Source organism: Chloroflexus islandicus (genome assembly GCF_001650695.1).
Lineage (GTDB): Bacteria > Chloroflexota > Chloroflexia > Chloroflexales > Chloroflexaceae > Chloroflexus > Chloroflexus islandicus.
Window position 1 is genome coordinate 1 of the sequence record NZ_LWQS01000051.1, and the last position, 19959, is coordinate 19959.

Annotated in this window: 19 protein-coding genes; 14 read left to right on the top strand and 5 right to left on the bottom strand. The window is 61.2% G+C overall.

Annotated elements, in window-relative coordinates; genetic code table 11:
- Positions 1-488: plastocyanin/azurin family copper-binding protein (locus A6A03_RS09560; RefSeq protein ID WP_066787041.1), on the top strand; the 488-nt coding region annotated here is incomplete at its 5' end.
- A 71-nt stretch (positions 489-559) separates the two neighbouring features.
- Here the strand turns inward: A6A03_RS09560 and rlmD are convergent.
- From rlmD to thrC, 3 genes are all read right to left on the bottom strand, one after another.
- Positions 560-1750, bottom strand: coding sequence for a 23S rRNA (uracil(1939)-C(5))-methyltransferase RlmD (rlmD, locus tag A6A03_RS09565; protein WP_066787044.1), 1191 nt, complete (start codon positions 1748-1750; stop codon positions 560-562).
- A 66-nt stretch (positions 1751-1816) separates the two neighbouring features.
- Positions 1817-2809 carry an STAS domain-containing protein gene (locus A6A03_RS09570; protein WP_066787049.1) on the bottom strand — a complete coding sequence of 331 codons (993 nt, stop codon included), beginning with the start codon at positions 2807-2809 and terminating at the stop codon, positions 1817-1819.
- Positions 2810-2850: 41 nt separating this feature from the next.
- Complete coding sequence (gene thrC / locus A6A03_RS09575) at positions 2851-4179, bottom strand: threonine synthase (protein ID WP_066787052.1); 1329 nt, start codon at positions 4177-4179, stop codon at positions 2851-2853.
- Positions 4180-4607: 428 nt separating this feature from the next.
- Here thrC and cpaB point away from each other — a divergent pair, with 428 nt between their 5' ends.
- The 13 genes from cpaB (at position 4608) to A6A03_RS09640 (ending at position 16994) form a co-directional block, all read left to right on the top strand.
- Positions 4608-5372: a Flp pilus assembly protein CpaB gene (gene cpaB / locus A6A03_RS09580; RefSeq protein ID WP_172812299.1), complete on the top strand. Its 765-nt coding sequence runs from the start codon at positions 4608-4610 to the stop codon at positions 5370-5372.
- Between the two features lie 28 nt (positions 5373-5400).
- On the top strand, positions 5401-6651 hold the full coding sequence (locus tag A6A03_RS09585) for a CpaE/TadZ family protein (RefSeq protein WP_066787058.1): 1251 nt from the start codon (positions 5401-5403) through the stop codon (positions 6649-6651).
- 42 nt (positions 6652-6693) lie between these two features.
- Positions 6694-8091 carry a TadA family conjugal transfer-associated ATPase gene (locus A6A03_RS09590; protein WP_066787060.1) on the top strand — a complete coding sequence of 466 codons (1398 nt, stop codon included), beginning with the start codon at positions 6694-6696 and terminating at the stop codon, positions 8089-8091.
- 30 nt (positions 8092-8121) lie between these two features.
- Positions 8122-9096, top strand: coding sequence for a type II secretion system F family protein (locus tag A6A03_RS09595; RefSeq protein WP_082908949.1), 975 nt, complete (start codon positions 8122-8124; stop codon positions 9094-9096).
- Between the two features lie 9 nt (positions 9097-9105).
- Positions 9106-10041: a type II secretion system F family protein gene (locus tag A6A03_RS09600; RefSeq protein ID WP_066787065.1), complete on the top strand. Its 936-nt coding sequence runs from the start codon at positions 9106-9108 to the stop codon at positions 10039-10041.
- Positions 10042-10061: 20 nt separating this feature from the next.
- Positions 10062-11354 (top strand): VWA domain-containing protein, encoded by a 1293-nt coding sequence (locus A6A03_RS09605; RefSeq protein WP_066787068.1) that lies wholly within the window; start codon positions 10062-10064, stop codon positions 11352-11354.
- Entirely contained in the window at positions 11317-11730 is a 414-nt protein-coding gene (locus A6A03_RS09610; protein ID WP_066787071.1) for a TadE/TadG family type IV pilus assembly protein, read from the top strand. The genes A6A03_RS09605 and A6A03_RS09610 overlap by 38 nt, the downstream gene beginning before the upstream one ends.
- A 15-nt stretch (positions 11731-11745) precedes the next feature.
- Positions 11746-12147: a TadE family protein gene (locus A6A03_RS09615; RefSeq protein ID WP_082908950.1), complete on the top strand. Its 402-nt coding sequence runs from the start codon at positions 11746-11748 to the stop codon at positions 12145-12147.
- Positions 12148-12166: 19 nt separating this feature from the next.
- Complete coding sequence (locus A6A03_RS09620) at positions 12167-13315, top strand: pilus assembly protein TadG-related protein (RefSeq protein ID WP_066787077.1); 1149 nt, start codon at positions 12167-12169, stop codon at positions 13313-13315.
- Positions 13316-13496: 181 nt separating this feature from the next.
- A complete protein-coding gene (mltG, locus tag A6A03_RS09625; RefSeq protein ID WP_066787079.1) occupies positions 13497-14579 on the top strand; it encodes an endolytic transglycosylase MltG in 1083 nt (360 codons plus the stop codon).
- The gene (gene aroE, locus A6A03_RS09630; RefSeq protein WP_066787191.1) at positions 14558-15415 is read left to right on the top strand and encodes a shikimate dehydrogenase; all 858 of its coding nucleotides are present in this window, start codon (positions 14558-14560) and stop codon (positions 15413-15415) included. Before mltG ends, aroE begins: the two co-directional genes overlap by 22 nt.
- Entirely contained in the window at positions 15412-16152 is a 741-nt protein-coding gene (locus A6A03_RS09635; RefSeq protein WP_066787082.1) for a prepilin peptidase, read from the top strand. Before aroE ends, A6A03_RS09635 begins: the two co-directional genes overlap by 4 nt.
- Before the next feature lie 29 nt (positions 16153-16181).
- On the top strand, positions 16182-16994 hold the full coding sequence (locus A6A03_RS09640; RefSeq protein ID WP_245668933.1) for a nucleotidyltransferase family protein: 813 nt from the start codon (positions 16182-16184) through the stop codon (positions 16992-16994).
- Between the two features lie 22 nt (positions 16995-17016).
- On the opposite strand, the gene A6A03_RS09645 is transcribed toward A6A03_RS09640, so the two are convergent.
- Both A6A03_RS09645 and A6A03_RS09650 read right to left on the bottom strand, forming a co-directional pair.
- Entirely contained in the window at positions 17017-18309 is a 1293-nt protein-coding gene (locus tag A6A03_RS09645; RefSeq protein ID WP_066787088.1) for an adenylosuccinate synthase, read from the bottom strand.
- A gap of 103 nt (positions 18310-18412) precedes the next feature.
- On the bottom strand, positions 18413-19615 hold the full coding sequence (locus A6A03_RS09650; protein WP_066787090.1) for an aspartate aminotransferase family protein: 1203 nt from the start codon (positions 19613-19615) through the stop codon (positions 18413-18415).
- Positions 19616-19959 lie beyond the last annotated feature (344 nt).

The window sequence follows — 19959 nt, forward strand, 5'->3', positions numbered from 1 at the left end:
CCGCCACCCCCCGCCCCACCGCGGCGCCGGCCGCTACTCAGCCGACCCAAGCCCCAGCCGCTCAAGCCACCAACGCCGCTGGCGGCGCCAATGTGGTGAACGAAACCCCGGCCCAAACGATCCAGATTCAAGCCGATCCGAATGCTTTGGCCTTCGCCCAGACTTCACTGAGCGCACCTGCGAACACCGTCGTGAAGCTCGATTTTGTCAACCAAAATAATCTCGGCGTCCAACACAACTGGGTGCTGGTCAATGGCGGTGATGATGTGGCCGCCGCCGTGAACAACGCTGCGCAGGCCAACGCTGATGCCCTCTTCGTGCCGCCGCCCGATACGCCCGGCGCTTTGGCGTGGACGCCGATGCTCAATGCTGGCCAGACCGGCAGCGTTACCTTCCGCACGCCGCCCCCCGGCACCTATCTCTACATCTGCACCTTCCCCGGTCACTATCTGGCTGGCATGAAGGGCACGCTGACGGTGACGCCGTAAGGCGGACAAGCTCGACTCTGGCAGAGCGCAGGCGCGGATGCTGGCGACACTAGCATCCCGCTGCGCTCAGTTTATGCTGCTCGCTCTAATACCGCAATCGCCTCGACATGCGGCGTGTGCGGGAACATATCGTATCCGCGCAGGCCGATCACGCGGTACGACACCGTTAATATCTGGAGATCAGCGACTTGGGTGAGCGGGTTACACGAGACGTAGACGATCCGCTGCGGCCCAATTCTGAGGAGTTCTTGGCACACCTGCGGCCCTAAGCCGGTGCGCGGCGGGTCAGCCACGATCACCGGCAAGCTGCCCGCTGGCTGCGCGCGCAAGTACTCCAGCGTATCGGCGCAGATCGGGTTCAAGTTTGCTACGCCATTGGCGATCGCATTGCGCTGCGCCAACGTGACGCTGTCCGCCACCGCTTCAACGCAATCAACGCTGGCTGCCCGCCGGGCCAGATGTAACCCTATCGCGCCGACCCCTCCGTAGAGATCGGCTACCCGCATGGTTGGCTCAACTGCCGCCGCCTCAACCGCATCGCCGATCAACCGATCCGCGAGATAGACATTATTTTGAAAGAAGGTATTGGGGCCAACGAAACAGACCATCTCGCCAATGCGCATCGCCAGCTCGGCAGCGCCCCAATGCCGGCGCGGCTCGCCGAACGATAGATCGGTGAGGGTGTCATTAACCAACCAGTGAAAGCCTGTCACCCCCGGCTGGGCCAGCGCCGTCTCTGCTAGCGCAGCCATCGTTGCTTCATCACCGCCGGCAGCCGTCACCGCCGCGATCAGCAATTCGTCGTTTAGGTTGCGCCGCACCACCACATAGCGTAAAAAACCGGTATGGGCCCGAATATCGTAATCGGGCAAGCCCAACTCGCCGGCCCGCCGCCACACCGCTTGCGCCGCGGCAAATGCCGCCGGTGGAATCAAATGGCATGTCGTGAGTTCGATAATGTAATTAAACTTGCCGCGCGCTCGCAAGCCAAAGCGCCCCTTCGTAGCGACGTAATCCATCCGGGTGCGGTAGGCAAATGGGTTCGGCGAGGGCACAACCACAAACCCATCAACCCTGATCCCGCTGCTCGCGTACAGTTCGCGTAAGACGGCAGCTTTCGCCGCCACTTGATCGGCGTACGCTCGATCTTGAAATGCGCACCCGCCGCATTCCCGCGCATGCGGGCACAATGGCGACGTTGGTTGTCCGGCCAATGCCCGGTCAACAATCGCCTTGCGCAGCGTCTTACTGGTCAATGTCATAGCAGATGCTCACATCCAGCGGCGCTGCCGGCGCTTTTTTCACCATAGCTACCCGTCTTGACCGCATCAATTCAACCCATGACGCTGATTGCGCGCCAGCGTGCTCTGCTCGCTCAGCCAACGCTGCAACGCCTCTTGCGGCGATGCCGCCACTTCCAGCTCATGCAACTCAATCCCAATGTGGGTCAAGGTCAACGCTACCTGCGACGAAATGCCGGTTAACGTCACCCGGCAACCGAGCAAACGCAACGCCCGCACCGTCTGCGTCAGCGCATTAGCGACTGCGGTATCGATCACCGGCACGCCGGCCACATCGAGAATCACCAGACTCACCCGCCGTTCATAGACCAGTTCGAGTAACCGGCTAGTGATCCTGCTTGCCCGCCGGCTATCGATCCCGCCCACCAGCGGCGCCAGCAACACCCCCTCGGCAATCCGCACCGCCGGCGTCTCAAGCTGGCTGACCAGCTCGAGCAGCTCTTGCTGGCGCTGGTTTTGCTCGGCCAGCTCGCGCCGCTGTTGCTCGATCGCCGTTGCCCGCGCCTCGATCTCCGCTTTGGCGGCTTGGGCTTGCGCGGCATTGCGCTCAGCTTCGATCCGGGCCGTATCAAGCGCAAAACGCGCCGCAGCAAAGGCGATCACTTGAACGAGATAACTGGCCCCGACGGCAAGACTGGCGTAGACGCTATCGAACACGCCATCAGCAATATCGCGACCGAGCAAAACGACCAGCATCGCCAACCCTACCCCGGCCACCCATTGCGTATTGGTGATCGCCACTGCAAACGCTAGCGGCGTAAAGAGCACCAGCGATTCTTGACTGAGCGGCAAACCAAACGCTACAACTAGCGCAACGCCAGCCGTGGCAAAAAAGCGTGCCCCTTCCCAACCCCGCCAGTAGAGCCAAGTCGCCACGCCGAAGATCGCCGAGACGATGAACGTTAAGACGATCGTTTGCAGCGGATCGCCGAAGATAATGTTCAGCAACCCGCGCACCAATGTGTAGCCGGCCATGCCGCCGAGAAGGGCGAAAGCTAGTTGGCGTTGATCGATTCTCACATGACCTCCTTCGCTGATAGGCGGGTAACGCCTCTTTGGCGTCATTCCCCAAACCGCTGCTCAATCGCGCGGCGCACGGCATCGACGTCGGGCGGCAATTCGATCGGTGGGTTGGCATAGTGCCCAACCACATCGCGCAATGTACCCTCATGATACTCGACTTTAAAGCGGCTAAACTTGAGCCCATGCGCCGTCGAGATCACCACGACCCGATCACTGCGCTTGATCTCGCCGCGTTGCACCAATTTAATCAACGCTGCTAGCGCCACCCCGGTGTGCGGACAGGCATACGCGCCGGTGCGATCGGCGCGGGCCGCGGCATCGGCTAGCTCTTGCTCGGTCGCCTGTTCCACAATCCCGTTAAACCGGCGCAAAATACTGATCGCGCGATTAATGCTCACCGGATCGCCGATCTGGATGGCGCTCGCCGCGGTCGGTTGCGCCTTGATCGGCTCATACTCGCGAAAGCCGGTGAGGTATGACCGGTACAGCGGGTTGGCATTTGCCGCTTGCGCGGTCACAATGCGCGGCAACCGGTTGATCAGACCGAGTTCATACATCATCAACAGACCTTTGCCGAGCGCAAAGGTGTTGCCGAGATTGCCGCCGGGAATGATGATCCAATCCGGCACTTCCCAATCAAACTGCTGCACAATCTCGATCCCAACCGTCTTCTGGCCTTCGACCCGCAGCGAGTTGAGCGAATTGGCGAGGTAGATGCCGTTGTCAGGGTTGGCCGTAATCTCGCGCACGATCCGCATGCAACCATCGAAATCAGTGTCGAGCGCCAGCACCAGCGCGCCATGCGCGACCGGTTGCACCAACTGGGCAATGCTGACCTTGCCTTTCGGCAAGAATACGATCGTCGGAATGCCGGCCGCCGCGCCATACGCCGCCAGCGCCGCTGATGTATCCCCCGTCGAAGCGCAGGCAATTGCCCGGATCGGTTTGCCTTCGCTGATCATCTGCTTGACGACGCTGACCAGCACGGTCATACCGAGATCTTTGAACGAGCCGGTGTGCGAATTGCCGCACATCTTGATCCAGAGGTCATCGAGCCCGATCTCACGCCCAAAGCGCTCGGCCCAAAAGAGATTGGTGCCGCCTTCAAACATACTGACCACGTTGTCGTCAGCAACGATCGGACAGACCCATTCCTTCTTCCCCCAGACGCCACTGCCGTATGGCCATGTGGTTCGCATCCAGCGCTCATCAAACAGCCGCTTCCACTCTTCCGGACTGCGCTGGGCCAGCGCAGCCATGTCGTGCTGAACCTCGAGTAACCCGCCTGACCGGCTGTAATACACCACTTCTGTCAGCGGATACCGCTCGTTGGGATCGTCTTGGGCGGCAAACCATGCGTGATACATTGTCGTGCGCTCCTCATATAGTGCTTGCGATTGGCGGCTGAGATTGTGAACGACGCTAACAAGTTGTCAGTTCTCTCATCAAAGAATCATACCATCCGCGACGCATTACGCCTACGTTTAACCCTCGTAGACACGTCGCCATGACACGTTTCCCTGTTTTTCTACATGCCATCAAAGCGAAGATACGACTTTTTGCTTTCTAACGCTGTAAAATCATTGTCATGATTTTGTAATGTTCTCGTATTGACAAGTTCAACCAACAAATAATTTCGTCGTCATGCTAAAAATGTTCATTTTTCCGGGTTATAGCACAAACTGATTAAAGGATTTGTTATTTCACAAATGCGCCTTCGCTCGCTATGATACGGTTGCCAAGATAACAGGCAAGTCTCACTATCGGTCATCAGTCTTGGTCAAGGAGAACAGCGGTGAATCGGCGATACGGTTGGCTTTTCATCGGTCTTGGCGCAATCCTCGCCATTAGTACAGGACTGCTCGTATTTTACCTCATCCGGCAACAAGAGCTGCGCGCCATCGAACAGGCCCGCCAAGAAGTGCAGCTTGCTGCGCAACGGTCAGCAGCCACTATCCCGATCCCAGTCGCGGCGCGCTCGCTGGAAATGGGGGCGTTGATTAGCAGCGCTGATCTGGTGTTAAAAGAGTTTCCGGTTGATTTAGTGCCGCCCACGGCGATTACTTCGCCGCAAGAACTCGAGAACCAGATCACGATCGCGCCGATTGGCGCGGGTGAATTCTTTACTGCGCGCAGCCTCGCTAGCGCCACCGATGCGCCGATCAGCAGCCAAATCCCCGCTGGCAAAGTATTGTTCGCCTTCCCCGTACTTGATCTGCTGGCTGAACTCGACATTATTCGCCCCGGCGACCGGCTCGATCTGCTGCTGAGTGTGCCAATTGAAGTTGATCCAGAGCGCGATCCGATTATCGCCACCGGGGTGACCCTGCAAAACATCGAGGTGTTTCGCGTGATCCATCCCACCGTTACCGATGGCAGCGAAACGGCGCCGGTCTCGCTGCTGCTGCTGGTTGATCCGGCTGAGGCCGTCTTGATCAAACAGGTGAAGGACGTTGGCGGTGTGGTTGACTTCACCCTGCGCTCGATCCGCGATCGTGAACCGTTTACTGTGCCCTCGATTGACACTGATACCTTAATGAGCCGCTACCGCCTGCGCTAGGCGTCTACCTACAAAGGAGTACTGCGTTATGACTATCGTGAATGAGCGTTCGATGCGGATTGTGGTCTTCACCGGCGCCGATCAACTGGATGCCGATTGGATCCGGCGATTGGCTGCCGAACCCGATACCAACCGGCTCGAACGGGTAGGCGTCGCCGCCAGCGGGTTGGAATTGGTGTGGCAGACCCGGCCCGACGTGGTGATTGTCGATCGACCGGTAGCGCAGACCGAACAACTGATCAGCCAAATCTACGCCAATTTGCCCTCGGTCGTGTGCATTGCGCTCGTCGAACAGCAGGATATGGCGAACCTCCGCCGGTTGATGCTGGCCGGCGCCCGCGATGTGCTGGCCAAGCCGGTTCGTTACAGCGAGCTAGTGTCGAGTGTACGGCGCGCGCTCGATGTTGAACTCAACCGCCGCCGCCAGATGGGCGGCACACCCACCGCACGCGGCCACGGTCGCGGCAAGCTGACCGCCGTGATTTCGCCCAAAGGCGGCGCCGGCACCACCTTTATCGCCACCAATTTGGCGGTTGCCCTGCGCCAGCTCAGTGGCAGCCGGGTAGCCTTGGCCGATCTGGCTTTGCAGTTCGGTCACGTCGGCACCCATCTGAATCTGTGGTCGCGCCATACGCTGGCCGATCTGGTGCTGCGCAGCGACGAGATCGATGATGACCTGATGGGCGCCGTGATGCAAAGCCACTCCTCGGGGGTTGATGTGCTGCTCGCCCCCACCACGCCCGAACTGGCCGGTGAAGTGACCGGCGCCCAGATCGAGCGCGTGCTCGATGCGCTGCTCGAACGCTACGATCACGTCATCGTCGATACGTGGAGCTTCCTCGACGAGATCACCCTGACCCTGCTGGCGCAGGCCGACCACATTCTGGTGGTCACTACCCCTGAAGTGCCGGCGCTCAAGAATGCCCGCCATTTCCTTGATTATCTCCGCCAGCACAATATCCTCAAGGGTTCGGTGTCAATTGTGCTCAACCGCTTCCCCAGCGTCGATGGCATCGCGCTCGAAGATGTGCAGCAGCATCTGCGCCAACCGGTCAGCGCCAATATTCCCAGCGCCGGTGAAATGGTGACGTACAGCATCAATCGCGGCATCCCGCTGGTGATGTCGAATGCGCAGAGCTGGGCGGCGGTGCGGCTGCGCAAGTTGGCGGCCCATATCGCCGGCGAGCAGGTTGAACTGCTCTCGCTGGCCCCCAACGAGGGCAAAGAGCAGCGCGGTTGGTTTGGCGGCAAGAGCTTCTTGCCGGCGTGGAAGCGATAACAATCCGTTCCAGCTTACATCATCTGCTAGCGAGGTTTCTCTATGGCTCGGCTGCGTTTCTCTCGCCCTGAATCGACCAATCTGCCTGAACCGGTTGCGCCGGCGCCCGCGCCGCAACCCGAAGCGCCATCACCGGCCCCCCGCGCTCCGACGCCACTCGTCGCTGCCCGCGAAGACCGCGAATTGGTGGCGGCGGTACAGGCCAAGTTGCTGGCGGAACCCGAACCGACCAGCGCCCGCCGCGACCCCGACTACTTTCCCCGCCGGATTGCGGCATTGGTGACGGAACAACTCGAAGGCAGCGGCCGCATCGTCTCTGAGCGCGAACGGGCCCGGTTGATCAAGTTCGCCCAAGCCGAATTGCTTGGGTTGGGGCCGCTCGAACCGTTCTTGCATGACGACACCGTGACCGAGATTATGGTCAACGGCCCCCATCAGATCTGGATCGAGCGCAATGGCAAGATCGAGGAGACCGGCGCCACCTTTATCGATGACGAACACGTGCGCCGGATCATTGACCGGATTATTGCCCCGCTTGGCCGCCGCTGCGATGAAACCACGCCGATGGTGGACGCCCGCTTGCCCGATGGCTCGCGCCTGAATGCCATCATTCCGCCGCTGTGCCTCAATGGGCCGACCTTGACCATCCGCAAGTTCTTCAAGCAGCCGTTGACCGTGCATGATCTGATTGCGCGCGGTTCGGCCTCGCCCGAAATTATGGAGTTGTTGCGGGTCTGCGTCCAAGGCCGGCTCAATATCATCGTTTCGGGCGGTACCGGCACCGGCAAAACGACGATCCTCAATGTGCTCTCGTCATTCATTCCCCCCGACGAGCGCATTGTCACGATCGAGAACGCTGCCGAGCTGCGTTTGCAACAACGCCACGTGGTGACGCTCGAAACCCGGCCGCCAAACATCGAAGGCAAGGGTGAGGTGACGATCCGCGATCTGGTCGTCAACGCGCTCCGCATGCGCCCCGACCGGATCGTGGTCGGCGAGTGCCGCGCCGGCGAGGCGCTCGATATGTTGCAGGCGATGAATACCGGCCACGATGGCTCAATGACCACGCTACACGCCAATAGCCCGCGCGACGCCATTCACCGCCTCGAGACGATGGTGCTGATGGCCGGTCTCGATCTACCGCAACGGGCCATCCGCGAGCAGATCGCCTCGGCGATTAACCTGATCGTCCAACTCGACCGCTTGAAGGACGGTTCGCGCAAGATTACCAAGATTTGTGAAGTGACCGGGATGGAAGGCGATGTGGTGACGATGTCTGAACTGTTCGTCTTCCAGCAGCAAGGCATGCGCGACGGGCAAGTGGTAGGCCGGATGGTGCCGACCGGCATTCGCCCGCGCTTCCTTGAGCAACTGGCCAGCCACGATCTCTACCTGCCGCCGCACATCTTCGGTTTTGGCGCGTCGCGCCACGAGCGCTAACTCATCGAGGTGGACACGATGTGGTAGCTGTTGGAACCTTCGATCTTGATTGCGCTGGCGGCGAGCGGCGGCATCTTGCTGAGCGTCGCGTTCGTGGTTATCGGTTGGCGCGCCTTCCAAAGCGATCGCGAAGTGCTGCGCAACCGGCTGCGCGATCAATATACCTCTGAACTCGAACAGTTGGCCCGTGAGAGCGCCGAACGCCAGCTCACCGGCGCGCAAATCGCCGAACGGCTGAATGAGTTGATGAGCCGGCGCAGCTTTGCCCGCCGCATTGCCCATTCGCTCGAGCAGGCCAATGTGCCGCTCACCACTGCCGAGTATTTGCTGCTGCGCGCCGCGGTGCCGGTGGTACTGGCCGGCGTGGCATGGTGGATTTGGCAACATCTGCTGGTGATCTTGCCGGCTGCTATCCTTGGCTTCCTCTTGCCGGCATGGTGGATGGCGATGCGGCAGAGCAGCCGTCGCCAAGAATTTAATGCCCAGTTGCCCGAAACGCTCACTATTATTGTCAATGGCCTGCGCGGCGGCTTTAGCTTGGTGCAGGCGTTGCGCTTGGTCGCCCAAGAAGCGCGCGAGCCGACCCGCCTTGAGTTTGAACGCACGAGCCAAGAAATCACGCTCGGCGTGCCGCTGGCCGACGCGCTCGACAATCTTGCCCAACGGATGGAATCAGACGATATGAGCATGGTGGTTACAGCGATCAAGATCAATGCCCGCGTCGGCGGCAACCTCGCCGAGATTTTGCAAAACATCAGCAGCACTATTCGCGAACGCAGCAAGCTGCGTCAAGAAGTGCGGGTGATGACCTCGATGCAACGCCTCTCGGCATGGATTGTCGGCTTGATCCCGATTGGCTTGGCGCTCTTTATCTTCACCATCAATCCCGGCTACATTCTCGCCGTCTTTAAGCCCGGCTGGCCGATCTTGATCCCGATTATCGCCGGCATCTTTTGGATCGCTGGCTTTATCGTCATCCGCCGCATTGCCAACATTCGCATCTGAGAGGCAACCATGTCGCTGACCATCTTGATCACAATGAGCACCCTCGCCGGGGTCAGTGTCTGGTTGATGGTGCTTGGCCTGACACAGGTACGCCGCCACGCTGATATTCGCCGCCGGCTCGATACCTTTCTGGTCAATGGCGAAGAGCATCCGGTCGTCGTCCGCGAGCAAGAACTGGCCCGCCCGTTCAGCCAGCGCGTGATTGTGCCTATTGCCGCCACCATCGCCCGGCTTGCGCTGTGGTTCTGGCCGCAACACTGGCTTGATACGCTCCACCAGCGGTTGTTGCAGGCCGGCAATCCCGGCGGCATGGGGGCCAACGAGTTTGCCGGCTTGAAATTGCTGATGGCCTTGATCGCAGCCGGCGCAGTTGGCGCCGGGTGGATCGGGTTGCAACCGCCGCTCACCTTCAATACGGTGGCTATCGCCCTGCTGCTCGTTGCCGTCGCGTTTGTCATCCCTGACTTCTGGCTTGGCCGCCGGATCAAGCAGCGCCGCCAGCAGATTATCAATGCGCTGCCCGATGTGCTTGATCTGATGGTGGTGACGACCGAAGCCGGCCTCAGCTTTGAAAGCGGCATGCAAGAGATCGTGACGAAGTGGTCGCATCCGCTGGCGCGCGAATTCAGCCGCACCCTGCGCGATTTGGCGATGGGCAGCTCGCGCCGTGAAGCCTTGAATGCACTCGCGCAGCGCACCCAAGTCGAAGATGTGCGCAGCTTTGTGGTTGCGATCAATCAGGCCGAAGAATTGGGCGTCAGCATTGGTCGCGTGCTGCGCACCCAAGCCGATGATATGCGCGTGCGCCGCCGGCAACGGGCCTACGAACAGGCCAATAAAGCGCCGGTCAAGATGATGTTTCCGCTCGTCTTTCTGATCTTTCCCGCGATCTTCGCCGTCCTGCTTGGGCCGGCCGTGGTGCGCTTTGCTGAACTTGGGTTATAACACACAGACAGGGTACTCGTATGACCGCGGAAACAACACCGCAGCCTTCGCTTGAGGAAGCCCTTAACCAGCTTCGCGCCGGCCAACTGGCAACCGCGCTCCAGACGCTCGAAGCGCTCATCGCTGCCGGTGATAACCGCCATGAGGTGGAAGAGCTGGCCGCTACCGTCCGCTTGCAATTGGCGCTCAGCCGGCGCGAACCACCCCGTGAAGCGCCAGCGCCTCGGCGCTGGCAGTGGCAGTGGCAGCGGCCATCGCTGCCGCGCGTCGCCGGCGCCGTCCTCTTCCTCGCCGTCTGCGTGATGCTTGCCGGTATGATTGGCCGCATTGCATCGCCTACACTGTGGCAAGGCGGGTCGGCGCATACTCTCACCCCGATCGGCCAAGCGGTCATTGCCGGCACTGTCACCGATCGCACTGGCGCCGCCAGCAATCTGCCGCCGCTCGCCCCTGAGATGGGCCGCATCGTGGTGATCAACGCTGGCGACGAGCCGCTCGTGCTCCCAACCGTCAGCCAGATTCATCTCATCCTCGACGCTTCCGGCAGCATGCTGGCGCGGTTGAATGGCGAACAGAAGATTGCCATTGCCCGCACGGCCTTGCAACAGCTCATTGACCGCTTGCCAGCCGACATCCCGGTTGGGCTGCATACCTATGGTCGCAATCGTCCGCACGATTGCAGCGACATCGAAATGCTTGCCGCCCCCGCACCGCTCGATCCGGCGGCCCTGCAAACGAAGGTGGCTGCGATCACGCCGGCGCCGTGGGGACGAACACCGCTCGCCGCTAGTCTCGCCGCAACGTTGCAACTGCTCGATCCGCAACAACCGGCCAGCATCGTGCTCCTCAGCGATGGCGAAGAGAGTTGCAACGGCGATCCGGTGACGGTGGCCGCCCAAATGCGCGCATCGCATCCGTATGCTCAGTTGCACGTGATTGGCTTTGCGGTGAATGACGAGCAAGAACGCAGTCTGCAAGCGATTGCCGCTGCGGCTGAGGGCGCCTACTACACGGCTGATAACGTCGAGCAACTGGTGGCCGCGATGTCGCGCGCGATCACGCCGGTCTTCCGGCTGTACGACCAGCAAGGCAACGAGCTGATCCGGGCGCCGTTCGACACGATTGTTGATGTCACGCCGGGACGTTACACCATAATGGTGGGTGATGAACAAGCCACGCCGTTGCAAACCCTCACGATTGCCGCCGGTGAAACCCTGCGCGTGGCAGTGACAGTGCGTAACGGGCAACTCCTAGCAACTGTAGAGGAGGCGAACGATGCAGCGATCTATTCGGCGCGGGCAGAGTCTCGTTGAATTTGCGCTGGTGGCGCCAGTGCTCTTACTGCTGATGCTGGGGGTGATGAATCTGGGTTACGTGCTCTTTGTCAATACTCAAGTCGAGTATGCGGTGCGTGAAGGCGCGCGCGCGGCCATGGTGCGCCCTTGCCCAACTAATGCCGATCTCGCCGCTATTCGCACCCAAGTGATTGACCGGCTGCCGGGGGTGATTGACCTCAATCGGGTGCGGAATGATCTGGTGATTACCTACACCGGCAACCGCAATTTTGGCACCCCCGTCACCGTCACCCTCACCTATCAGGTGCGGATGCTCGATCCGCTGAGCGGTGCAATGATGGGCGATCCAACGTTTACCGCCACCTCATCACGTACTATCTCGACCGGCTGTTAATGCACGGGGCAGGCTATGCATCTACCACGACCGAGAAAGCAAGGACAGGCCCTCGTTGAGACGGCCTTGATCGTCACGGTGCTCATCGTGTTGCTGATGGGCATGTTCGATGCCGCGATGGCGATTAACGTGCGCATGGCGCTGCGTTCGGCGGTCGCTGAAGCAGGCTACGTTGCCGCGCAAAATCCTGCTAATGACTCCGGCATCCGCAACCGGGTGCGCACCGAATTGAATTGGTTGCAACCGCCGGTCACCGATGCCATGATTACTATCGCGCGCAGTCAGTGCAACACGAATACGCCGCAAGCGCGCATCGAGATTCGCTATCCGTTTCGACCACTCTTTTTCAACATTGGCCCGTTAGGGAATCTAACGCTCAACAGTGAAACGACGGTGCCGTTAATTGGCGGCTGTTAAAAGGAATGGGGGGAGAGGAATGCGCTTCATAAGCACCCAATGGCGACGACGCGAACGTGGCCAATCGATTGTCGTCTTTGCGCTCGCGTTGGTAGCGATACTAGCCCTCACCGGCTTGGCGGTTGACGGTTCGTTTGTCTTCGAGCACCGTCGCCGCGCTTCAACCGCTGCCGATGCCGTGGCCCTCGCCGGTACCCGCGGCTTGTTGTTGGCCCGGCAGGCCAATCAGAACGGTACGGCGGTGCGTACCGCCATCGCCCAAGCGTTGGCAGCGCAAAATCTGACCGGCATTACCGATTTGACATGGACAGCGAACTACACCCGCCGTAATGGCTCGGTGATCGGCCCGGTGGTGGCAGGCGGCGCCATTCCCGCTGAAGCACGCGGGATCCAAGTCACCATTTCGTACCAGTTTGCCACGTTCTTTATTCCGGTGCTCGGCTTTGATTGGCTACCGGCTGATGCGCAGGCGACAGCCGCTTACGGCCCGATTGGCGCGCCCCCCGGCGCTGAACTCATCCCGCTCGCCGTGTCGCGGCAGGCCGCCGAAGCGATGCAAACGCAGGGTGGCAATGTGATTATCTTTGGGCCGCAGAGCGGGGCCTTTAAAGACCTGCCCGGCGCCTTTGGGTCGGTTGATCTGGTGCCCAACGGCAATCCGTCTAACGGCAATAGCAGCGACTGCGACAGTGCAACGCCACGAGACACCCAAACCTATTTCTGGTGCCAAGGCACCCGGCACCAAATCAACATTGGCGATCGCTTGCCGGTCAATACCGGCGCGCTGGGCAACGCCCTCACCAAAGAGATCGAGTATCGCGCGCGCACCCGTCCGGTGGGGCTAGTGCCGGTCTTTGATCAAGCCCAAGGCACCGGCAACAACATCTCGTACCGGATTATCGGCTTTGTCACGGTTGAGCTGCTCGATCCGGATGAGCGCGTCGATGCCGATGGAGATGGCTGGGTTGATGATCCGCCCTACAACCTCAACAGCAGCAATTCCCAAGCGTGTCGCACCGGCTTTCCCCCGCCGCCGCCCAACGGGCAAAACGGTACGCCCCGGTGCAGCTACCTCAGCGCCCGCTTTGTGAGTGTGCGGCTCTTTACCGGTGGCATTAGTTCGACCGCGTTTGAAGGCGGCGCCTACACCATTAACTTGATCCGCTAGACCAAGCAGTACTATCATCGCTTCCTGCCGGGCACGGCAAGCCGTGCCCGGTCGTTATTGCACGACAATCATCGCGCAGCGTTGCCCATGTCAGTGTACAATGGCAACTGATGGGCAGCATCCGCCCGTACCGCACCATTGCATACACTGCGCCCCCTGCGGCGCAAGGGAGGTTAGCGCAATGCGGCATGTCCGCGCACTGTTACTCGGCCTTTCGCTGCTGGCGTTGGTAGTTTCCTGCGCCGGCTATATCTTCCTCAGCGAATTGCGCGCGACGCCGGCCACATCCGGCACACCGGTTGAGTTTGTCGTCGCCCCCGGCGAAACGGCCAACGACATCGCCACCCGGCTCGGCGAGGCCGGTCTGATCCGCCAACCGGCCCTCTTTCGGGCGCTGGTGCGTTGGCGCGGTCTTGATCAACAGATACAGGCCGGGCGCTATGTGCTGAGCCCGACCATGACGATGAGCGAGATTCTGATCGTCTTGCAGAGCGGGCGCGTCGTCAACGATATTCAGATTACGATCCCCGAAGGGCTGCGCCTCGAAGAGATTGCCAACATTATTGCCGCCGCCGGTCTGGCCAGCGAGAGCGAATTTTTGGCCGTGGCCCGCGATGGCGACCGCTTCCGCGCCGATTATTTCTTGCTCAATAGCTTGCCGGCAGGCGCGACGCTCGAAGGCTATCTCTTCCCCGACACCTATCGCTTTGCTCCCTCGGCTGACGCCGAGACGATCGTGCGCAAGCTGCTCGATCGCTTTGTTGAACAGTACAGCACCATCGAGCGATCGGTGCGCGTGCCGGGGGTGACGGTGCATCAGATTGTGACCATGGCTTCGATTATTCAACGCGAAGCGGCTTTGCTCAGCGAGATGCCCCAGATCAGCGCCGTCTTCTGGAACCGGCTCAAGCCCCAGTATGCCCCGACGTTCGGCGGCGGCTTGCTCGGCGCTGACGCCACCGTCCAGTATGCGATCGGCTACGACGCCACTGAAGGCACATGGTGGAAGCGTAACTTAACCGTGACCGATTTGGCGATCCAAAGCCCGTATAATACGCGCATCACGCCGGGACTGCCGCCGGGGCCCATCGCCGCTCCCGGCCTTGCCGCCCTCACTGCGGCAGCCCAACCGGATGAGTCATCGCCGTATCTGTTCTTTGTCGCGAGTTGCGAACTCGACGGTTCGCATAAGTTCGCGACGACGATCGAAGAGTTTCGCGCTTATGAAGCGGAGTGGTTGGCGTGCCAACAGAATCGACCCTAACGGCTGAAATTATTTTGATCGGCGATCCGGTGGCCCATTCCCGTTCGCCAGCGATGCACAACGCGGCGCTGGCGGCGCTCGGCATTGCTGCCCGCTACCGCGCCGTGCAGACGACTGCCGCTGACCTGCCGGCCCGCATCGCCGAGCTGCGCCAACCGCAGTTCCTTGGCGCAAATGTCACCTTGCCGCACAAGCAGGCGGTGATGCCGCTGCTCGATGAGCTTGACCCGCTGGCAGCCCGCATCGGCGCGGTCAATACCATCGTGCGCCAACCTGATGGCCGGCTGCTGGGAACTAATACCGATGCGCCGGGATTGTTGGCCGATCTGGCCGCCGCCGAATGGTCACCCGCCGGGCAAGAGGCGGTGATTCTCGGCGCGTCGGGGGCAGCGCGCGCCGCTGCGTTCGCACTGGCCGATGCCGGCATCGCTGATCTCACTATCATCAACCGCAGCTTGATGCGCGCGGTCGATCTCGCCGCCGCTGCCGCCGCCAACCAACCGGCGTTGCGCGCGCGCGCGTTGGCGCTGGCCGATCCAGCCGTCGCCGAGGCTATTGCGGCCTGTACCCTGCTGATCAACGCCACCGCCTTGGGTTGGCGCGACGACGAAACCCCGCTGCCTGATCCGCCGGTCGGCCCGCAATGTCTGGTCTACGATATGGTCTACCGCGAGACAGCCCTCTTGCGCGCTGCCGCCGCTCGCGGCGCGCGGGTGCGTGATGGCCGCGGGATGTTGGTTGAACAGGGATCCCTCGCCTTTGAACGCTGGACGGGCCGTCCAGCGCCGCGGGCAATCATGTGGCAAGCCGCGTTTGGGGTGGAGCACGGGCCATGATCGAGCTGCTCGTCGTTGTTGTTGGTCTGGTGCTGGGAAGTTTGCTCAATGTGCTGATTATCCGCCTGCCCCGCGAGGAACGCTTGCTCGGCTGGCCGCGTTGTATTCGTACCGGCCAACCGCTGCAATGGTGGCAGTTGCTGCCAGTGCTAGGGTGGGTCTTGCAACGCGGCAAGGCTGCCGATGGCCGCCCGCTCCCGATCATCTACCCGCTGGTCGAAATTGGCAGCGCCATCTGGTTGTGGCGGTTGTACGACCTCTACGGATTTGGCCCGCTCTTCCCATATCTGGCCTTTGTCGGCGCGGTCTTGATCGTCACCGGCGTGGTTGATTGGCTCTACCGCTGGATCTACACCGTTGTCATTCTGGGTGGGGCGCTGATCGCCTTTATCTGGGGGTCGTTTGCCGGTGCGGGATGGCGCGAATTGCTTTTGGGCGGGTTGATCGGCGGGGTGGGGTTCCTGTTTCTCTACTTGCTGGCGCTGGTGCTGTTTCCCAGCAAATCGGCCCCGTTTGGGTTGGGTGATGTCTACCTCGCCATCTTTATCGGCGCGGCGCTCGGCTTGCGCCACCTCGGCCCGGCCCTTATCTACGGCATCTTTATGGCCGGCTTGGTCGCCGCCGGCATCCTCATTGCCCGCCGGCTTGGCCGCGCGACGCCGGAATATCTGCCCTACGGCGCGTACCTCTGCCTTGGGGTCTTGCTCTACGTGGCGCTTGGCTATTACCAATGGTGAGATCCGGCAGTGCTTGACATGAGGCGCGTTTGCGCCAGCAATTGCAAGGCATCGCTATGATCGGTCTCATTCCGGCAGGCGGGATGGCAACACGACTTGGCCCCTTGCCGTGCAGCAAAGAGCTTTTGCCGGTTGGCGCGTTCGTTACTCCCGATGGTATGCGCCCGCGTCCGGTCATCACCTATCTGCTCGCTCAATGGCAACGCGCCAGTATCGAACGCGCGTTGATCGTGGTGCGACCGGGCAAATGGGATATTCCCGCCTATTTAGGCGATGGACGCGCTTTCGGGCCGAATCTGGCATATCTCACGGTGCATGAACCGCACGGCGCCGCTTATACCCTTGCGGCGGCGCTGCCATTTCTTGCCGGCGAGACGGTTGCCCTCGGCTTGCCTGATGTCATTCTGGTGCCTGATGATGTCTACGCCACCTTAGTTGCCCATCACACGGCCCACCAACCCGATCTCACGCTTGGTCTCTTTCCCTGCCCCACCCCCCAAACCGCCGACATGGTGGCACTGGCTGGCGACCAGCGGCGAGTGACGGCTATCGAGATTAAACCTGCCCAAACGCATTTGCAGTGGACGTGGATGGCCGCGATCTGGTCGCCAACGGTAACAGACGTGCTTGCCGAGGTGGTGGCAGCCGACCGGCTTGCTAGGCAGCAGGAACCTAACCGCGTCGAGTTGCATATCGGCGTTGTGTTTCAAGCAGCGATTGCACGCGGATTGCGCGTTGACGGGGTGATATTTCCGCAGGGCAGTGCGCTCGACATCGGCACGCCAGCCGGATGGGCCGCTGTGACGGCATCGAACGGCGCACCACCCCGCCTGACCCCATAAGCTGAAGGTACACGTAACCCAATCAAAACACATCCGCGACCATAATCGTCTGATCACGTCCGGGGCCAACCGACACAATCCCTAGCCGCGCGCCGACCAATTGGCAGATGCGGGCCACATAGGCTTGCGCCGCATCGGGCAAATCGGCAAACCGGCGCACGTTGCGCGTCGATTCCGTCCAACCCGGCAGCTCTTCGTACACCGGCTCGACCTGCGCCAAAATGGCGGTTGTGGTCGGCGGATACTCGAGCACCGTGTCATTAAGTTTATAGCCAGTACAAATTTTTAGCGTCTCGATCCCATCCAGCACATCGAGTTTCGTAATCGCCAAGGTATCGATTCCGTTCACCTGCGCCGCATAACGAGCCATGACCGCATCAAACCACCCCACCCGGCGCAACCGGCCAGTGGTCGTACCGACTTCGGCCCACGGCGTGCCAATCTGGCGCAACGCATCGGCCACCGGCCCATCAACTTCGGTCGGGAACGGCCCTTCGCCGACGCGGGTGGTATAAGCCTTCACCACCCCGATCACCGAATTGATCCGGGTGGGGCCAATCCCGCTGCCTTGGCATGCGCCGGCAGCGCCGGGAGGCGATGAGGTCACGAAGGGGTAGGTGCCGTGATCAATATCGAGCAACGCGCCCTGCGCCCCTTCCAGCAACACCGGCAAATCTTTGTCGAGCGCCCGGTGAATGATGGGATGGACATCGGTAATGTGATTGGCCAACCGCCGGCCATATTCGAGATAGGTCAAGTAGGTATCGTGCAGCGAGAGCGGGCGGGCATTGTAGAGCTTGGTCAAAATCCGGTTCTTCTCTTCGAGCACGGTGCGCAACCGGTTGAGCAACGTCTCTTCGTGCAGCAAATCGCCCATCCGGATGCCGGAACGGCTCATCTTATCGGCATACGCCGGCCCAATCCCGCGCCCGGTGGTGCCGATGCGCCCCTCGCCGCGCGCCTCTTCCTGCAACTGATCGAGCTGAATGTGATAGGGCATGATCACGTGGGCACGATCGCTGATGAACAGCTTGGAAGTCGAAACACCCCGCGCCTCGAGGTCTTCAATCTCTTTGATCAGCACCTCAGGATTAATCACAACACCGGGGCCAATCACATTCACAATCCCCGGATCGAAGATGCCGGAGGGAACCAGATGTAATTTAAACGTGCCCAGATGGTTGACCACGGTATGGCCGGCGTTATTGCCGCCGCCGTAGCGGATCACCAAGCGGGCGCGAGCGGCCAACAGATCAACCAGATGGCCTTTGCCCTCATCACCCCACTGAGCGCCGATCAAGGCAAGCACAGGCATTGTTCTTCTCCCTGTTGGATTGCACACATCACGCCGGTCTATTCCTGCTGCAGCAATGCAACCGGCCTCCTATCCCCCAACCTCGCTGCGTTCAGCCGCGCCCTCAGGCCCGCAACGCTGCGCGCAAGCCGGCGATTGCCTCATCAACGTGCTGCGGTTCGATAATCAACGGCGGCAAGAGCCGGATCACGTCTTCCCCGGCGGTTGCCACCAACAACCCATGGCGATGGGCCGCTTCGCGCACCGCACCCGCCGAGCCGGCAATCCGCACGCCGCGCATCAAACCGCGCCCGCGCAATTCAAGCACCACATCGGGTTGCTCGGCGGCCAGATCGTGCAACGCCTCATCGAGATAATTGCTGACCTGCTGCACGTGGGCCAGAAAGGCCGGATCGCTAATCTTGCGGAAGACCGTCGCGCCTACCGCGGTCGCCAACGGATTGCCGCCGAAGGTGGTGCCATGGTCGCCGGGTTGGATCGCATCGGCCACGTGCTGGCCCATCAGGATCGCCCCGATCGGCAGACCGCCGGCCAGCGGCTTGGCCACTGTCATCAGATCCGGTTGCACGCCAAGCTGTTCGTGGGCCCAAACCGTACCGGTGCGGCCCATCCCGCACTGAATCTCATCAAAGATGAGCAAGGCGCCATACTGCCGGCACAACTCGCGCGCACCGCGCACAAACTCAGCCTCGGCGGCGCGCAAGCCCCCTTCGCCCTGTACCGGCTCTAGCACGACCGCGCAGACATCGTGCCCCATCGTCGCAGCCAACGACGCTAAATCGTTATAGCGGGCGAAGCGCACTCCCGGCATCACCGGCATAAACGGCTCACGGTACTTCTCGCGGGCCGTAATCGCCACCGCCCCCATCGTGCGCCCATGGAAGCTGCCGTCAAACGCAACAATCGTCGTTTTGCCTTCGCCGAAATGGGCCCGTGCATAGCGGCGGGCAAATTTAATCGCCCCTTCAATCGCCTCGGCCCCGCTGTTGCAGAAGAAGGCCTTGTTGAACGCCGGACTGCTCTGTACCAGCAACGCGGCCAACTCGACCGCCGGGCGGGTGTGGTAGAGGTTTGACACGTGGATCAGGCGCGCCGCCTGCTCGTTGATCGCGTTCAGCACATCCCGATCGCCGTACCCCAGCGCATTGACGGCAATCCCGGCCACAAAATCGAGATAACGCCGGCCCTCGCTGTCGTAGAGATAAACACCCTCGCCGCGTTCGATAACGAAATCGGCGCGCACATAACTCTGCAACAGATAGTCGTGATCGGCCTGAATCAGGTCTGCGGCGCTCTCGCCGGTCATAGCTCGTCCTTTCCTACGCGATGTGCGAACCCTCTCACGCGCAATTATACCACCTGCGGGCGGTTGAGGGGCGGACAGCGCATGTGGTCGATGACAACCGTTGGCGGACAGAACGTTTGATTGAGTACAACCGGTGATCGCTGCGCAATGCCGTACAGACCCGTGCTGCGCTCCTCATCACCCCTCCCCCAGCGGGGGAGGGGCAAGGGGTGGGGGCATCAACCCGCACAGCGGGCTTCGTACCCCTTCCAGACCGATGTGCTGTCCGCCCGTGAACCCCAGCGGGCGAAGGCTAGGGTGAGGGCCATACCCACCCCGTTTGTCATTGCGAGGGAGTGGCGGCC

What these genes read in the sequence shown, in the direction of transcription:
- rlmD (WP_066787044.1), bottom strand. Translation starts at nt 1,750, where the DNA reads ATGACATTGACCAGTAAGACGCTGCGCAAGGCGATTGTTGACCGGGCA.
- thrC (WP_066787052.1), bottom strand. Translation starts at nt 4,179, where the DNA reads ATGTATCACGCATGGTTTGCCGCCCAAGACGATCCCAACGAGCGGTAT.
- A6A03_RS09585 (WP_066787058.1), top strand. Translation starts at nt 5,401, where the DNA reads ATGACTATCGTGAATGAGCGTTCGATGCGGATTGTGGTCTTCACCGGC.
- A6A03_RS09590 (WP_066787060.1), top strand. Translation starts at nt 6,694, where the DNA reads ATGGCTCGGCTGCGTTTCTCTCGCCCTGAATCGACCAATCTGCCTGAA.
- A6A03_RS09600 (WP_066787065.1), top strand. Translation starts at nt 9,106, where the DNA reads ATGTCGCTGACCATCTTGATCACAATGAGCACCCTCGCCGGGGTCAGT.
- A6A03_RS09605 (WP_066787068.1), top strand. Translation starts at nt 10,062, where the DNA reads ATGACCGCGGAAACAACACCGCAGCCTTCGCTTGAGGAAGCCCTTAAC.
- A6A03_RS09610 (WP_066787071.1), top strand. Translation starts at nt 11,317, where the DNA reads ATGCAGCGATCTATTCGGCGCGGGCAGAGTCTCGTTGAATTTGCGCTG.
- A6A03_RS09615 (WP_082908950.1), top strand. Translation starts at nt 11,746, where the DNA reads ATGCATCTACCACGACCGAGAAAGCAAGGACAGGCCCTCGTTGAGACG.
- A6A03_RS09620 (WP_066787077.1), top strand. Translation starts at nt 12,167, where the DNA reads ATGCGCTTCATAAGCACCCAATGGCGACGACGCGAACGTGGCCAATCG.
- mltG (WP_066787079.1), top strand. Translation starts at nt 13,497, where the DNA reads ATGCGGCATGTCCGCGCACTGTTACTCGGCCTTTCGCTGCTGGCGTTG.
- A6A03_RS09635 (WP_066787082.1), top strand. Translation starts at nt 15,412, where the DNA reads ATGATCGAGCTGCTCGTCGTTGTTGTTGGTCTGGTGCTGGGAAGTTTG.
- A6A03_RS09645 (WP_066787088.1), bottom strand. Translation starts at nt 18,309, where the DNA reads ATGCCTGTGCTTGCCTTGATCGGCGCTCAGTGGGGTGATGAGGGCAAA.
- A6A03_RS09650 (WP_066787090.1), bottom strand. Translation starts at nt 19,615, where the DNA reads ATGACCGGCGAGAGCGCCGCAGACCTGATTCAGGCCGATCACGACTAT.